14 protein-coding genes are annotated in these 15,391 nt (G+C 72.3%); 6 read left to right on the top strand and 8 right to left on the bottom strand.

What is annotated here, in order from left to right:
* Positions 1-77: 77 nt before the first annotated feature.
* Genes lsrF through QSK17_RS27865 form a run of 5 tightly spaced genes read right to left on the bottom strand, consistent with a single transcriptional unit; the run spans position 78 to position 5,680 of the window.
* On the bottom strand, positions 78-980 hold the full coding sequence (lsrF, locus tag QSK17_RS27885; RefSeq protein ID WP_285708354.1) for a 3-hydroxy-5-phosphonooxypentane-2,4-dione thiolase: 903 nt from the start codon (positions 978-980) through the stop codon (positions 78-80).
* Positions 973-1,986 carry an ABC transporter permease gene (locus QSK17_RS27880; RefSeq protein ID WP_285708353.1) on the bottom strand — a complete coding sequence of 338 codons (1,014 nt, stop codon included), beginning with the start codon at positions 1,984-1,986 and terminating at the stop codon, positions 973-975. Before QSK17_RS27880 ends, lsrF begins: the two co-directional genes overlap by 8 nt.
* A complete protein-coding gene (locus tag QSK17_RS27875) occupies positions 1,983-2,942 on the bottom strand; it encodes an ABC transporter permease (protein ID WP_285708351.1) in 960 nt (319 codons plus the stop codon). Before QSK17_RS27875 ends, QSK17_RS27880 begins: the two co-directional genes overlap by 4 nt.
* The gene (locus QSK17_RS27870; RefSeq protein WP_285708350.1) at positions 2,935-4,515 is read right to left on the bottom strand and encodes a sugar ABC transporter ATP-binding protein; all 1,581 of its coding nucleotides are present in this window, start codon (positions 4,513-4,515) and stop codon (positions 2,935-2,937) included. Before QSK17_RS27870 ends, QSK17_RS27875 begins: the two co-directional genes overlap by 8 nt.
* Before the next feature lie 52 nt (positions 4,516-4,567).
* Positions 4,568-5,680 (bottom strand): ABC transporter substrate-binding protein, encoded by a 1,113-nt coding sequence (locus QSK17_RS27865; protein WP_285708349.1) that lies wholly within the window; start codon positions 5,678-5,680, stop codon positions 4,568-4,570.
* Positions 5,681-5,947: 267 nt separating this feature from the next.
* On the opposite strand from QSK17_RS27865, the gene QSK17_RS27860 reads away from it, so the two are divergent.
* Positions 5,948-6,685 (top strand): GntR family transcriptional regulator, encoded by a 738-nt coding sequence (locus QSK17_RS27860; RefSeq protein WP_285708378.1) that lies wholly within the window; start codon positions 5,948-5,950, stop codon positions 6,683-6,685.
* Positions 6,686-6,728: 43 nt separating this feature from the next.
* Here QSK17_RS27860 and glpK read toward each other — a convergent pair whose 3' ends face one another.
* Positions 6,729-8,246: a glycerol kinase GlpK gene (glpK, locus tag QSK17_RS27855; protein WP_285708348.1), complete on the bottom strand. Its 1,518-nt coding sequence runs from the start codon at positions 8,244-8,246 to the stop codon at positions 6,729-6,731.
* A 196-nt stretch (positions 8,247-8,442) separates the two neighbouring features.
* On the opposite strand from glpK, the gene macS reads away from it, so the two are divergent.
* On the top strand, positions 8,443-9,717 hold the full coding sequence (macS, locus tag QSK17_RS27850) for a MacS family sensor histidine kinase (RefSeq protein WP_285708347.1): 1,275 nt from the start codon (positions 8,443-8,445) through the stop codon (positions 9,715-9,717).
* Positions 9,629-10,258 carry a response regulator gene (locus QSK17_RS27845; RefSeq protein ID WP_285708377.1) on the top strand — a complete coding sequence of 210 codons (630 nt, stop codon included), beginning with the start codon at positions 9,629-9,631 and terminating at the stop codon, positions 10,256-10,258. Before macS ends, QSK17_RS27845 begins: the two co-directional genes overlap by 89 nt.
* 45 nt (positions 10,259-10,303) lie before the next feature.
* Here the strand turns inward: QSK17_RS27845 and QSK17_RS27840 are convergent, their stop codons facing one another.
* Positions 10,304-10,597 carry a YiaA/YiaB family inner membrane protein gene (locus tag QSK17_RS27840; protein ID WP_285708346.1) on the bottom strand — a complete coding sequence of 98 codons (294 nt, stop codon included), beginning with the start codon at positions 10,595-10,597 and terminating at the stop codon, positions 10,304-10,306.
* 119 nt (positions 10,598-10,716) lie between these two features.
* Between QSK17_RS27840 and QSK17_RS27835 the strand changes: the two genes are divergently transcribed.
* The 3 genes from QSK17_RS27835 (at position 10,717) to QSK17_RS27825 (ending at position 14,396) form a co-directional block, all read left to right on the top strand.
* On the top strand, positions 10,717-12,384 hold the full coding sequence (locus QSK17_RS27835) for an ABC-F family ATP-binding cassette domain-containing protein (RefSeq protein WP_285708345.1): 1,668 nt from the start codon (positions 10,717-10,719) through the stop codon (positions 12,382-12,384).
* Positions 12,353-12,868, top strand: a complete 516-nt coding sequence (locus tag QSK17_RS27830; RefSeq protein WP_285708344.1) for a DUF421 domain-containing protein — start codon at positions 12,353-12,355, stop codon at positions 12,866-12,868. The genes QSK17_RS27835 and QSK17_RS27830 overlap by 32 nt, the downstream gene beginning before the upstream one ends.
* Positions 12,869-12,944: 76 nt before the next feature.
* Positions 12,945-14,396: a dihydrolipoyl dehydrogenase family protein gene (locus QSK17_RS27825; protein ID WP_285708343.1), complete on the top strand. Its 1,452-nt coding sequence runs from the start codon at positions 12,945-12,947 to the stop codon at positions 14,394-14,396.
* 19 nt (positions 14,397-14,415) lie between these two features.
* On the opposite strand, the gene QSK17_RS27820 is transcribed toward QSK17_RS27825, so the two are convergent.
* Positions 14,416-15,363, bottom strand: a complete 948-nt coding sequence (locus tag QSK17_RS27820) for a DUF2332 domain-containing protein (RefSeq protein WP_285708341.1) — start codon at positions 15,361-15,363, stop codon at positions 14,416-14,418.
* Positions 15,364-15,391: the final 28 nt, after the last annotated feature.

Raw genomic sequence — 15,391 nt, 5'->3', positions numbered from 1 at the left:
GCTCCCGGGGATGACGGGCGCGGGTCCCCCGCCGGCGGCACTGCCGATGCCGCCCGGGACCCGCGCCCACGAAGGGGTCAGGACGCTGCGGTGCCGGCGGCCGACCGCTCCTTGAAGAGCTCGTGGGCCTCTTCCGGCTTCAGCCCGTCGTGCACGACCGCGCGCACCGCCGCGAGCATGGCCGCGGGGTACTCGCTCTGGAAGATGTTCCGGCCCATGTCGACGCCGGCGGCGCCCTCCTGGATCGAGCGGTAGGCCATCGTCAGGGCGTCCAGCTCGGGCAGCTTCTTGCCGCCCGCGACGATGATCGGCACCGGGCAGCTCGCGGTGACGGTCTCGAAGCCCTCGTCGACGTAGTACGTCTTGACGATGTGCGCGCCCATCTCGGCGGTGATCCGGGTGGCCAGCCGGAAGTAGCGGGCGTCGCGGACCATGTCCTTGCCGACGGCGGTGACGCCGAGGACGGGGACGCCGTGCCGCTGCCCGGCGTCCACGAGCTTGGCCAGGTTGGCGACCGACCGCGACTCGTGCTCGCCGCCGACGAACACCTGGATGGCCAGGGCGTCCGCGTTGAGCCGCACCGCGTCCTCGATGTCGAGGGCGATGTGCTCGTCCGACAGCTCGCGCAGGATGCTCGGGCCGCCGCTGGCGCGCAGGACGATGCCCGCACCGGTGGTGGAGGGGATGCTGGTGCGCAGCGCGCCCCGGGTCATCATGATCGCATCGGCGTCGGGCACGAGCGGCGCGATGTTGAGGTCGAGACGCTCCAGGCCCGCCATCGGCCCGACGAAGTAGCCGTGGTCGAACGCCAGCATGACTGTCCGCCCGGTGTCCGGCCGGAAGATGCGGGACAGCCGGTTCTGCAGCCCCCAGTCCTGCGCGTGCGCGCCCTTCACGTGGAAGCCGCCCGCGATGCCGCTCGCCGGGGCCCCGGACGTCCCGAAGTCGCGGGCGTCGATCAGGCCGTCGGTGTCAGCCATGAGTGTTGTCTCCTGTTGTTGTGGTGGTCGCGGCCGCCGTTCGCGGCCGTCTTCTGAATCGGGAGGCCGTGCCCCCGGCACGGTCACCCCCGCCGGCGAGGAAGAGGACGAAGAGCACCAGGCCGCCCTTGAGCAGGTTCTGCGCGGCGGTGCTCCAGCCCACGAGGTTGACGAGGCCGTCGAGCAGGATGAAGAAGAGTCCGGCTCCCCACACGCCCACCGGCACGGCGCGGCCGCCGGAGATGAGCGTGCCTCCGATGACGACGACGGCCACGGAGTCGAGCAGGTAGCGCGTGCCGAGGTCGGCGGAGGGCGCGATGTAGGCCGCAAGCAGCGCGCCGGTCAGCCCGGCGAGCGCGCCGCTCACCAGGTACGTCGTCGCGATGACCCGGGCGACCGGGATGCCGGCCCGCTCGGCCGCCCTGCGGTTCTGCCCGACCGCGATCAGGGAGCGGCCGTAGACCGTACGACGCAGCAGCAAGACGATCAGGCCGGTCAGGACCGCGACGGCCACGGCGAGGATCGGCACGCCCGCCGGGCGCACGTTGAGGAGCTGCCGCAGGCCGGGGTCGGGGATCGCGGTGAAGCCGGTCGCGATCGTCAGCGTGACCGACGAGGCGACGAGCCCGGCGGCCAGCGTGGCGATGATCGGCGGGACGGACAGGCCGAGGATGGCCACGGTGCTGATGACCGCGATGAGGACGCCGACGCCGATGCCCGCGAGGACGCCGACCGTCGCCGATCCGGACGAGGCGGCCACCCCGACCGAGACGAACCCGGCGAGCGAGATGATCGGCGCCACCGACACGTCGATGTTGCCGGGGCCCGCCGTGATGACGAGCATCTGGCCGAGCCCCACGACGACGAGGTACGGCGCCAGAGACAGCGCGAGCGACACCGTCTGGCCGCCGCCCTGGCCCGAGACGGTCAGGATGACCAGCCAGACGAGCACCGCCGCGGCGAAGCCCCAGATCCACGGGCGCGAAGCGATCGCGCGGATGTTCATCGCAGCACCTTCCCGACCACGACGCGGCCGGCGAGCACGGCCAGAACGATCACACCTTGTACGGCGGACTGCATGTTGGACTGCACGTCGAGCAGGCTGAGCACGACGCTGACCAGCCCGAGCGTCACCCCGCCGATGGCCACGCCCCAGGGAACGGCGCTCCCGCCGACGAAGGAGCCGCCGCCGAGGATCACGGCGGCCACGGTCATGAGCTGGTAGCTGGAGGCCGACGACACGTCCCCGCCGCCCGTCTGGGAGGCCAGGACGAGCCCGGACACGACGCCGAGCGCACCCGCCGCGGTGTACGCGAAGACGCGGGACGTCAGCGGCCGGAGGCCGGCCCGCTGGAGCGCCACCGGGTTGCTGCCCAGGCCGCGCATCCGCACGCCGAGCGCGCTGCGCGACGTGAGGAGGTACACCACCAGGGCGACGACCAGGATCGGCAGCAGCGGCGCGGGGAACCCGGCGGGTGCCCACGCGCCGAACGACGCCAGCCACTCCGGGGTCGAGCCGCCGGGCGTCGGCAGGATGAACAGCCCCAGTCCCAGCCAGACGAACGACGCGCCGAGGGTCGCGATCAGCGACGGCACCCGGCGGAGGTGGATGAGGGCGCCGAGCACGGCGTACGCCGCGACGAGCCCGAGAAGCATCAGGACGCCGAGCAGCGGCGACGTCACCAGCGTGGTGGCCGAGACGACGGTGACCAGGCCGACGAAGCTGCCGATCCCGAGGTCGATGTCGCCGACCGACATGAGCACCATCTGGGCCTGGGCCGCGATGACGAGGGGCACGGTCGCCGACAGGACCAGCGTGAGGCCGCCCACGGTCAGCACGTCCGACTGCAGCGACGCGCAGACCGCGATCATCGCGGCGAGGGCGACGGCGCTGACCACGGCCGGGGCCGTACGGCGCATCCGCGCCCGGGACGGCAGGGCCGACGCGAGGAGCTCACTCATTGCTCTGCTCTCCATCCGACTCGGACTCGGCGAAGGAGACGGCGATGATCCGTTCCTCGGAGATCTCTTCGCCGACCAGCTCGGCGACCACGCGGCCGGCGCGGAACACGTAGACCCGGTCGCAGTGGGCCATCTCCGCGTTCTCGCTGGAGTACCAGACGACGCTCCGGCCCTGCGCCGCCTCCTGCCGGATCAGTCCGTACAGGTCGGTCTTGGTGTGCACGTCCACGCCCCGGAAGGGGTCGTCGAGCAGCACGAGCTCCGCCGTCGAGGCGAACGCGCGGGCGACGATGACCTTCTGCTGGTTGCCGCCGCTGAGCTCGGTGATGCCCGCGTCCGCGCCGCCGCGGATGGCGAGGCGCTCGACCCAGTCGCCGACCGCCGCGCGCTCCTCGGCGGGGCGGCGGATGCCCTGCTTCGCGAGGCCGCGCATAGCGGTGACGATGAGGTTCTCGGCCACGCTCCACAGAGGCAGCACGCCGGAGCGCTGCCGGTCGCCGGGCACGTACGCGCGGGTGCCGAGCACCTTGGTGTCGCGCCGGACGGGGCGCCACAGGCGTTCGAGCACCTCCTGCTGGCCCTGCCCGGCCAGCCCGGCGAGGCCCACGACCTCGCCGGCGCCGACCCGCAGGGAGACCTCGCGCAGGCCGGGTCCGGTGGCGCCGCGCAGCTCGGCCACGACCGGCCGCTCGGCGGCGCCCTCGGCCGCGTGGGCCGCGGCGGCGCGCTCCCGCTCCGACGGGACCGCGACGTGCGCCCCCATCAGCGTGAGCACGTCCTGCTCGCCCAGCCCCTCGGCGAACCGCTCGGCGGTGACCGCGCCGTCGCGCAGCACGGCGACGCGGTCGGCCACCGAGAGGACCTCCCGGATGCGGTGCGAGATGAGCAGCACGGCGGTGCCGGCCGCGGTCAGCCGGCGCACGTAGTCGTACAGCGACCGCGCCGCGTCCGGGCCGAGCGACTCGGTCGGCTCGTCGAGGATCAGCAGGTCGAGCCGGTCGACCAGGCTGGCCCTGGTGATCTCGACCATCTGCCGCTGGGCCAGGGACAGGTCCTCGACCCGGTCGCGCGGCGTCACGCCGTGGCCGGGGAACATCTCGTCGAGCCGGCCGCGGACCGCGTCGCTGGCCGCCCGCCGCCACCGCATCCGCGGGAGGCAGTGCCGCGAGGACACCCAGATGTTCTCCGCGATCGTGAGATCGGGGCAGAGCGAGGTCTCCTGGTAGGCCATCCGCACCGCGCGGAAGTCCGCGGCGCGCGGGCCGGCCTCGCCGGAGACCTCCTTCCCGTGCACCAGGACCGCGCCGTCGTCGCAGGACTCCAGCCCGGCGAGTACGCGCATGAGGGTGCTCTTGCCGGCTCCGTTGTGGCCGACGAGCCCGAGCACCTCGCCCGCGCGGACCTCGAGGTCCACGCCGTTGAGTGCCCGGGTGCGCCCGTACGTCTTGGTCACGCCTTTGGCGACGACGACGGGCCGCCCGGCTCGCGGTCCCCGGTCCGCCCCCGGCGGCGTCTCGGACGGCCCCTGGGACGGGTCCTGAGATGACGCTGCCGGGAGGTTCTCCACGTGCATGCCCCGGTCTCCTCCGTGCCTGTTCGCTGTTCGGGTTCCTTCGGTTCCCCGGTCAGCCGGCGGCCGTCGGGATCGGCGGCTGCACCGGCTCGCCGCCGGTCTTAATGGCCTCGACCTGCTGCTGGAACAGGTCGCGGGTCCACGGCCACGCGGCGTACTCGTCGGGCTTGAGCACGGAGGCCCACGCGTCGCGGTCCTTCTGCTCCACGAGGACGATCGGGAAGGTCAGCTGCTTGGGCACGTCCTTGCCGTCGAGCAGCTCCAGCGCCTCCCACAGGGCGGCGACCGACTGGCCCGGGTCGGACATGACCGCCACGGAACCGTTGTCGATCTTGTTGTCCTTCCAGTAGTTCAGCGCGCGGCCGTTCGTCTCGAACGTCACCGCGGGCACCGGCTTGCCGGCCGTGGCGAACGCCTGGGCGACGCCGTAGCCGTCGCCGCAGCCGATGACGCCGTCGACCTTCGGCACGCTGGACAGCACGCCGAGCACGGCCTTCTGCGCGGTGGCGCCGTCGCACATGCCGGTCACCGTCGCGGCAGTCTTCACGCCGGGGTAGTCACCGAGGATCTTCTTCGTGGTGTCGAACATCTCGGCCTCAGGCTGCGAGCCGACGACGCCGCGGCTGACGATCACGTTGCCCTTGCCGCCGATGCCGTCCAGGAGCGGCTTCGCGGCGTAGGTGGCCCAGTCGACGAAGCTGTTCTGCAGCACGTGGGCGCACGGGGCGTCGATCGCGGAGTCGAACACGACGACCTTGACGCCGGCGTCACACGCCTGCTGGATGACCGGCTTGAGCGCGGTCGGCGAGGACGGGTCGATGAGCAGGGCGTCCGGCTTCTGCAGCAGCAGGCTCTTGATCTGCGCGACCTGCTCGGTCGCGGAGTTCTCGCCCGGGGCGTTGACGACCTTGTACTTGCTGATCAGGCCGTCCTTCTGCGCCTGCGTGGCGGCGGCCTCGAACTTGGCGATCATCGTCTGCCGCCAGCCGTTGCCGATGAAGCCGTTGCTGAGCGCGATGAACGGCTTGTCGCCGCCGCCGGCGGCGCTCGGCTTGTCGTCGGCCGCGGTGTCGCCGGAGCTACACCCCGTGGCCAGGACCGCGAGAGCGGCGATCGTCGCCGCGGAGGCCGCGCGCCAGGGCCGGCGTGTGGGACGAATACGCATCGTGTCTCCAGAGAGAGCAGGTCCGCCGGAGCGGGAGAAGTCGAAAGCCGCGGGAACGCATCACTCGCAAGAGGCGGGATGTCATTACAGGCCTGTAGTGACAAGCAAACTAAGCCGACGTTACGGAGCTGTCAAGACTGAGTTTCCCTGCGGACATGACCAGGGCAATGGAGGATAATCTTCACGACAGGCGCAAAAGCCTGTCATGACAGGCTTGCCGGGCATGGCATGCTGCTTGCAGCCACCGCCGAGGAGGGACCCGTGACGATGACCTTTCCGCGCCTCAACCGCGACGGGGCGGAACCGCTGTGGATGCAGCTCATGCGGGCGTTACGGGCGGAGATCGAGAGCGGCGAGCTGGGCCCGGACCAGCCGCTGCCGTCCGAGGCCGAGCTGAGCGTCATGTTCAGCGTGTCCCGCACCGTCGTCAGGGAGGCCCTGCGCGAGCTCGTGCAGCAGCGCCTCATCTACAAGATCAAGGGACGCGGCGCCTTCGTGGCCCCGCGCAAGACCGAGCTGCGCTTCGTCGGGTCGGTGTCCGGCTCGGCCGACGACCTGCGGGAGTCGGGACGCCGGGTGACGACCCAGACCATCCACCAGGCGATGGGCGAGGCGGACGAGCGGGAGGCGGCCCTCCTCCGGATCCCGCTCGGGGAGCAGGTCGTGCGGCTGCGCCGGCTGCGCCGCGTCGACGGCCAGCCGTGGCTGCTCGTCGACACCGCCCTGCCCGCCCGGCTGGTCCCTGGGCTGGAGCGCGCGGTCCTGGAGAACCAGTCCCTGTACGACGTGCTGCGACGCCGGTACGGCATCGAGCCGGCGGCGGCGGACCGGTGGATCGAGGCCGTCTTCCCCGACCCCGACGACGCGGCGCTGCTGGAGGTCTCCACCTCGACGCCGCTGCTCGGCATCGAGTCGGTCGCGTGGCTGGACGACAACACCCGGTTCGAGGCGTACTACGCGCTCCACCGCAGCGACCAGACCCGGTTCTACGTCGGCATCCGCTGACATCCCGCCGGCATCCGCCCGAAATCCAGCAGGCATCCCGCGGCTAGCCGACGTCCACCCAGTTCATCGCGCGTTCCACGGCCTTCTTCCACCCGGCGTACCCCTCCGCGCGCTGCTCGTCGGTCCAGGTCGGCAGCCAACGGCGGGCCTCGTTCCAGTTCGTCCTGAGCTCCCCCGTCGACCGCCAGAAGCCGACGGCCAGCCCGGCGGCGTACGCGGCCCCGAGCGCGGTGGTCTCGGCCACGACCGGCTTGGACACGGGCACGCCGAGGATGTCCGCCTGGAGCTGCATGCACAGGCTGTTCGCGGTCACTCCCCCGTCCACGCGCAGCACATCGAGGACGACCCCCGAGTCGCCCTGCATCGCCTCGACGATGTCGCGCGTCTGGTAGCAGATCGCCTCCAGGGCGGCCCGGGCGATGTGCGCGTTCGTGTTGTAGCGGGACAGGCCGACGATCACGCCGCGCGCGTCGGAGCGCCAGTACGGCGCGAACAGGCCGGAGAAGGCGGGCACGAAGTACACGCCGCCGTTGTCCTTCACCTGCCGGGCCAGCGCCTCGCTCTGCGCCGCGCCCGAGATGATGCCGAGCTGGTCCCGCAGCCACTGGACGGCGGAACCGGTCACCGCGATCGAGCCCTCCAGCGCGTACACCGGCGGCTCGGCGCCGAACCGGTAGCAGACCGTGGTGAGCAGCCCGTGCTTGGACCGCACGGGCTCGGTGCCGGTGTTGAGCAGCAGGAAGTTGCCGGTGCCGTAGGTGTTCTTGGCCTCGCCCGCGTCGAAGCACACCTGGCCCACCGTCGCCGCCTGCTGGTCGCCGAGGTCGCCGGACAGGGGCACCTCGCCGGCGAGCGGCCCCCTCCGCCGGGTCAAGCCGTACACGTCCGGGTTGGATGATGGCAGGATCCGCGGCAGCATCGCGCGCGGGACACCGAAGAACGACAGCAGCTCCTCGTCCCAGTCCAGGGTCTCCAGGTCCATCAGCATCGTCCGGCCGGCGTTGGTGGGGTCGGTGACGTGCACGCCGCCGTCGGTTCCGCCGGTGAGGTTCCACAGCAGCCACGTGTCGGTGTTACCGAAGATCGCCTCGCCGGACTCGGCGTCCTTCCGCACGCCGTCGACGTTGTCCAGAATCCACTGGATCTTCGCGCCGGAGAAGTACGTCGCCGGCGGCACCCCGGCCCGGCGCCGGATGACGTCGCCCCTGCCGTCGCGGTCCAGCGCGGCCGCGAGGCGGTCGGTCCGGGTGTCCTGCCACACGATCGCGTTGTAGTACGGCCGGCCGGTGCGCCGGTTCCAGACCAGCGTCGTCTCGCGCTGGTTGGTGACGCCGAGCGCGGCGAGGTCGGACGCGGTCAGCCGGGCCTCGCGCAGCGCGGTCTCGATCACCGCGCGCGTACGCTCCCAGATCTCGGTCGGATTGTGCTCCACCCATCCGGCGTGCGGGAGGATCTGCTGGTGCTCCAGCTGGTGCCGGGCGATCTCGTTCCCCGCATGGTCGAAGACCATGAACCGGGTGCTGGTGGTGCCCTGATCGACCGCTCCGACGAAGTCCGCCATGGGATGTCGCCTCCTCTGCCGCGTGCCCGCACCTCGTAGCCCGCGCCTCACCCGGTCAGCTGCCCTCGTTCTCGGCGGGGACACGGCCGGTCCCGGCGGCCTTGGCCCGAGGTCCGGCCGATGGTAGACAGACCGCATGGCAGAGATCGTCCTGCTCCGCTTCGTCGGCAAGCTCTGACGGGCGGTTCGGGATCCCATGGGGATAGAAGGGTCGTTCTGGCGGGCCATCGCGGTGTACCGCGTCGCCTCCCTGGCGTACGCCGCGCTGCTGCTCGCGAGCGCGGGAGGCTACCAGCGGCCCATCCTCGGGTGGCTCATCCTCGGGGTGATGGCGCTCTGGACCGCCGGCGCGACGTTCGCGTACCGGATCGCCCGTGGCCGGGCGCTGCTGCTGATCGACCTGCTCGTCACCATGGGATGCCTGCTGGCCTCGCCGTACGCGCAGGGACCCGAGGCCGGGCCGGCCGGGGTCATGCCGGTCACCGCGACCTGGATCGGCGGGCCGGTGCTCGCCTGGGCCGTGCACGGAGGGCGCCGCGCGGGCATCGTGGCCGCGGTCGCGCTGTCGGCCGCGGACCTGTGGGTGCGCGGCCTGCGCGGATTCGACCTGTTCGTCCCCATCAACGGATCCGTACTGCTGATCCTGGCCGGGGCCGTGGTCGGCCACGTCGCCCGGCTCACCAAGCGGGCCGAGGAACGGATGCAGCGGGCGGTCGAGATGGAGGCCGCGGGACGGGAGCGGGAACGGCTCGCCCGCGGCATCCACGACTCCGTCCTCCAAGTGCTCGCCCTGGTCCAGCGCCGCGGACTGGAGATCGGCGGCGAGGCCGCCGAGCTGGGACGGCTCGCCGGAGAGCAGGAGGCGGCGCTGCGCGAGCTGATCCGGGCAGAGCCGTCCACCGCCGAAAACGCCGGGCTCACCGACGTCGGGACCCTGCTGCGCCGGTTCGGCTCCACCACGGTGACGGTGTCCACACCCGCGACCCCGCTGCTCCTGCCCGCCGGACCGGCCGGGGAGGTGGCGGCGGCGGTCGGCGCGGCGCTCGACAACGTACGGCGGCACTGCGGCGAGGGCGCCAGGGCTTGGGTGCTCGCGGAAGGCGACGGCGAATCCGTGACCGTGACCGTCCGCGACGACGGCCCCGGCATCCCCGACGGGCGCCTCGCGGAGGCGGAGGCCGACGGCAGGCTCGGCGTCGCCCAGTCGATCCGCGGCCGGATCGCGACCCTCGGCGGCACGGTCGCCGTCGGCTCCGTCCCCGGCCAGGGGACCGAGGTCGAGATGACCGTGCCAGCCGCCGGGCCCGCCGCCTCCACGGGCTTCGGCGGGCCGTCCTACAGTTACGGTCGTGAACGCTCATCGGGCGAACGCTCTCCGGGTGATGGTGGTGGACGACCATCCGATGTGGCGCGACGCCATCGCCCGCGATCTCAGCGAGGCCGGATGCGACGTGGTGGCGACCACGGGTGAGGGACGCCAGGCGCTCCGCGTCGCGGCGGCCGTACGCCCCGACGTGGTCGTCCTCGACCTGCGGCTGCCCGACCTGCCCGGGGTCGAGGTGGCCCGCGGGCTGGCCGCCTCCAAGCATCCGCCCCAGGTGCTCGTGCTCTCCGCGAGCGGCGAGCAGGAGGACGTCCTCGAAGCGGTGAAGGCGGGCGCCTCCGGCTACCTCGTCAAGTCGGCGAGCCGCGCGGAGTTTCTGGAGGCCGTACGCCGCACCGCCGAAGGCGACCCGGTGTTCACCCCCGGCCTGGCCGGGCTCGTGCTCGGCGAGTACCGCCGGCTCTCCACGCAGGCGCCCCCGGACGACGGCCCGCGGCTCACCGACCGCGAGACCGAGGTGCTGCGCCTGGTCGCCAAGGGGCTCTCGTACAAGCAGATCGCCGAACGGCTGGTGCTCTCGCACCGCACCGTGCAGAACCACGTGCAGAACACGCTGAGCAAGCTGCGGCTGCACAACCGCGTCGAGCTGGCCCGCTACGCGATCGAGCGCGGGCTCGACGAGGAGTGACCCGGGGCCGTCGTGACGAAGCGGGCGGCGTACGGGGCCCGCACGTCAGACACCGTCCACCTTGTACGGGTCATGCTCGGACAGCAGCTTCTCCAGGCGCGCCTGGTCGACGCGGGTGGACATGCTGTCGAGCTCCTGCCGGTCGCGCACGCACTTGGCGAGCGCGAAGGCCGACGTCACCGTGTACATGACCCCCACCGCCAGGAACGCGCGCACCCACGGGTTGACCGGCAGATACGCGATGCCGGCCGCGACGGTGGTGAGCGCGAGCCCGAACGAGATGACGCACTGGGCGTAGTAGGCGGCGGTCATCGTGGGTTGGATGGGCTTGGGCTTCATGCTTCGATCGTCCGATGTGTCCGCTCGCCCCGCCTGAGTACGGATACCCGAGTCCGGCTGAGTACGCCGCGAGGCACCGAGCCCGGGTCGGTATCCCGGCCGATAACCTTGGGGTCCTGATGAGCGCCACACTTGTTGCGAAAGAACTCACCGCCGGTCATGGCGATCGGGTCCTGTTCACGGATCTCGATCTGGTCGTCGCTCCCGGGGATGTCATCGGCCTGGTCGGGGCGAACGGCGCGGGCAAGTCGACGCTGCTGCGCCTGCTGGCCGGGCTCGACACCCCCGAGCACGGCTCGGTACGGCTCAGCCCGCCCACCGCCAACGTCGGCCACCTGCCGCAGGAACCCGAGCGGCGGCCCGGTGAGACGGTCGCCGCCTTCCTCGCCCGCCGGACCGGCGTGGCCGCCGCGCAGCGCGCCCTCGACGTCGCCACCGAGGCCCTGGTGGGCGGCGACCCCGGCGACGCGTACGCGGAAGCCTTGGACCGCTGGCTCGCCCTCGGCGGCGCGGACCTGGAGGAGCGGGCCGCCGAGGTGGCCGCCGACCTCGGGCTCGCGGTCGATCTCGGACAGGAGATGACGTCCCTGTCCGGCGGCCAGGCGGCCCGGGCGGGCCTGGCGTCGCTGCTGCTCAGCCGCTATGACGTGTTCCTGCTCGACGAGCCCACCAACGACCTCGACCTCGACGGACTCGACCGGCTCGAACGCTTCGTGACCAGCCTGCGCGCGGGGGCCGTCGTGGTCAGCCACGACCGCGAGTTCCTCGCCCGTACGGTGAACAGGGTCGTCGAACTCGACCTCGCCCAGCGGCAGGTCCGCGCGTACGGCGGCGGCTACGACGCCTACCTCGAGGAGCGCGACGTCGCCCGCAGGCACGCGCGCGAGCAGTACGAGGAGTACGCCGAGACCAGGGCATCGCTGGAGGCCCGCGCCCGGACCCAGCGGGCCTGGATGGAGAAGGGCGTCAAGAACGCCCGCCGCAAAGCCGGCGACAACGACAAGATCGGACGGAACTTCCGCACCGAGACGACCGAGAAGCAGGCCGCCAAGGCCCGGCAGACCGAGAAGCTGATCGAGCGGATGGAGGTCGTCGAGGAGCCGCGCAAGGAGTGGGACTTGCGGATGGAGATCGCCGCCGCGCCCCGCTCCGGGGCCGTGGTGGCGACGTTGCGCGGAGCGGTCGTACAGCGCGGCGGGTTCACGCTCGGACCGGTCCACCTGCAGATCGACTGGGCGGAACGGGTCGCGATCACCGGCGCGAACGGCTCGGGCAAGACCACCCTGCTCGGCGCGCTGCTCGGCCGGCTGTCCCTCGAGGAGGGCGCGGCCGCGCTCGGCCCCGGCGTGGTCGTCGGCGAGGTCGACCAGGCCCGCGCGTTGTTCGAGGGCGACGAGCCGCTGCTCGACGTGTTCGGCGCGCTCGTCGACCTGCCGCCCGCCGACGTCCGCACGCTGCTCGCCAAGTTCGGCCTGCGGGCCGATCACGTGCTGCGCTCGGCGGCCACCCTGTCGCCGGGCGAGCGGACCCGGGCGGCGCTCGCCCTCCTCCAGGCCCGCGGCGTGAACCTGCTGGTCCTGGACGAGCCCACCAACCACCTCGACCTGCCCGCGATCGAACAACTGGAGTCGGCGCTCGACGCGTACAAGGGGACCCTGCTGCTGGTCACCCACGACCGGCGCATGCTGGAGGCGGTCCACACCACCCGCCGCCTCCACGTCACCGCCGGACAGGTCACGGAGACGGAGGTCGGCCATGGACAGCTTCGGCGACGCCCTGATCGGTGACTGGCATCGTGCCGCCTACGCCGCGGTCAAGGCGATGGCGTTGTTCCTGACCGCCGCCGCGGCCTTCCGGCTCACCGAGCGCCGAGCCATGGCGGAGTTCGCCCCGTTCGACTGGGTCGTCGCCGTCGCGGTCGGCGCCCTCGTGGGACGTACCGCCACCGCGACCGACGCCTCGTGGCTGACCGGCGCCGCGGCGCTGGTGTCCATCCTCGTCGGCCACGCGGCCGTCACCAGGCTGCGGTTCCTGCCGGGCGTCAGGCGGCTGGTCGACCCGCCGCTGCGGATCCTCATCCACGACGGGCACGTCAACCGGCGGAACCTGCGCCGTTGCGGGCTCACCGAAGCCGACCTCGACGCCGTGCTACGCCAACACGGGCACCACAGCGCGGCCGGCATCCACCTCGCCATCTTCGAAGCCAGAGGCGCCGTTTCCGTCCTTCCGCACAAGCCGGCCGCACCACCCCCGATCACCGCTGCAGGGTGAACAGACCGCGCACGCTTTTGCCCGTGGCTTTCCGTGCCGCCGCCCGAGGTGATGAAAGGCTGGTTCACATGGCTGTGTGACCCACGGAGACCAGGGGGCGTCCATGGCGGACGGGAACGACGTCTTCGACGTGATCGTGATAGGTGCGGGACCCGTCGGGGAGACCGTCGCCGCGCGCGCCGTACGAGGCGGCCTGACAGCGGCCGTCGTCGAGGATCGCCTGGCGGGCGGCGAGTGCGCCTACTACGCGTGCATCCCGAGCAAGGCGCTGCTGCGGCCGATGGGGCTGGCGGCCGAGGTGAGCCGGATACCGGGCCTGGAGTTGCGCGGCCCGATCGACGCCGCCGCGGTGCTGGCCCGCCGCGACGAGACCGTGTCCCACCTCGACGACGACGGCCAGGTGCGCTGGATCGAGAACGTCCCGGCGACGTTCGTCCGGGGCCGGGGACGCCTGGCCGGGCCTCTGCGGGCCGAGGTGAGAACGCCGGACGGCGGCCCCCGGGAACTGCGGGCCCGGCACGCCGTCGTCGTCGCGACCGGCAGCGACCCGTGGATCCCCGACACGCCCGGACTGCGGGAGGCGCGTCCGTGGACGAACCGGGAGGCGACCAGCGTCCAGCAGGTGCCCAAGCGCCTGGTCGTGATCGGCGGCGGCGCGGTCGCCTGCGAGATGTCCCAGGCGCTGCACTCCCTCGGCGCTCAGGAGACGACCGTGTTCGTGCGCGGCGACCGCCTGCTCGCCCGGACCGAGCCGTTCGCCGGCGAGCTGCTGGCGAAGTCGTTCCAGGACTCGGGGATCGACGTGCGCTTCAGCCGCTCGTGCGTCCGCGTCGAGCGGCCCGTCCCTGGCGGCCCGGTGACCGTCCACACCGACGACGGTTCGGTGATCGAGGCCGACGAGATCCTCGTCGGCACCGGACGGCGGGCGGCCGTCGGCGACATCGGCCTGGAGACGGTCGGCCTGGAGCCGCACGGCCCGATCGAGGTGGACGCGAGCATGCGGGCGACGGGCGTCCCCGACGGCTGGCTCTACGCCGTGGGCGACGTCAACGGGCGCAACCTGCTCACCCACATGGGCAAATACCAGGCCCGGATATGCGGCGACGTGATCGCCGCCCGCGCCCAGGGGCGGCCCGACAACCGGCAGGCGATGCGCGACATCGCCGACGACCAGGGCGCCCCCCAGGTAATCTTCACCGACCCGCAGGTCTGCATCGTCGGGCGCACGGAGTCCCAGGCTCGCGCCGACGGCTTCGCGGTACGCGCCGTGGAGTACGACATCGGCGCGGTCTCCGGCGCGTACCTCCAGGCCGACGGCTACACCGGCCGGGCGAAGATGGTCGTCGACGAGGACCGCCGCGTACTCCTCGGCGTCACCTTCGTCGGCCCCGCGGTGGTCGATCTCCTCCACTCGGCCACCGTCGCGATGATCGGCGACGTCCCCCTCGACCGGCTGTGGCACGCCGTTCCGTCGTTCCCGACCGTGAGCGAGATCTGGCTCCATCTACTGGAGGAGTACGGCCTGTGACGTTCGCGTAGCGCGGCTCTCACAGCCAGTCGAGGAACTGCCCGTGCGGTCCGGTGAACGCGACGGGCTTCTCGTCCAGCGCCAGGACGAACACGCCACGATCAGCCGGAGGGGTACGGCCCAGCCGTGCGGCGATGTCCGGCAGCACGGTCGGCGCCTCGTTGGAGATCCAACGAACGGGCAGGCGACGCATGGTCGCGGCGAACCGTTCCCGCTCGGCCGGTGGCAGGTAGGCGAGCACCGCGCTGTGGAACACCACCACCGTGGCATCTCGCGGCGCCTGCCGCACCAGCTCGTCGAGCGTCTCGTTCACGTCGCCTCGCACGAGGTGCGGTGGATCCGACCGGGCGAGATCGACGGCGGCGCGCAACCGCGACAGCCGGTCTTCCTGCTCAGGCCAGACCAGCGCCTCCAGCCAGCGCACCTGCTCGACGTCACGGACGTCGATCGGGTTGAGGTCGATCCCGGCCCGCCACACCACACGCGGCATCTCTCGCGGCACCGGGCCGTTGGTACGGCACGCGAGGGTGACCCCGCTGGCCGGCCCCAGCGGCTGCCCGCCGTCATAGCGGTACCGATAACGGTCGGGGTACAGGCACAGCCCGGCGGAAGCGCCGACCTCGATCAGCGCCAGTGGCTGCGGCAGCGAGGTCAGGAGCGGCAACAGCGTGGCGCACCGGCCGGGCTCGTTGGTCTGCGTGCTCCGCTCCCGCATCACCGCGCTGACCTCGGCCCAATGCTCGTGCACCCAGGGGAGGAAGCCGTCGTCCAGCGGACCGCCGAGGAACCGCACCGCGCCGTACAGCAGGTTGGGCTGCCGCTTGGCGACGGGCAGTTCGTCGAGCAGCCCAAGGAGCGCGGCGTCGTCGGCGACGGCCGCGCACAACCGCTCATAGGTGGGCGAGTGGCCACGCGCCTCGAACCGTCCGAACCGCAGATAGCGATCGGCCGTGTCCGTACCTTCCATCCCGTGCATGTGACCCACCCCTTCGATC

The sequence above is a fragment of the Microtetraspora sp. NBRC 16547 genome (assembly GCF_030268965.1).
Lineage (GTDB): Bacteria > Actinomycetota > Actinomycetes > Streptosporangiales > Streptosporangiaceae > Microtetraspora.
The sequence above is the reverse complement of the archived record's forward strand: the minus strand, read 5'-3'. Positions and strand labels throughout refer to the sequence as shown.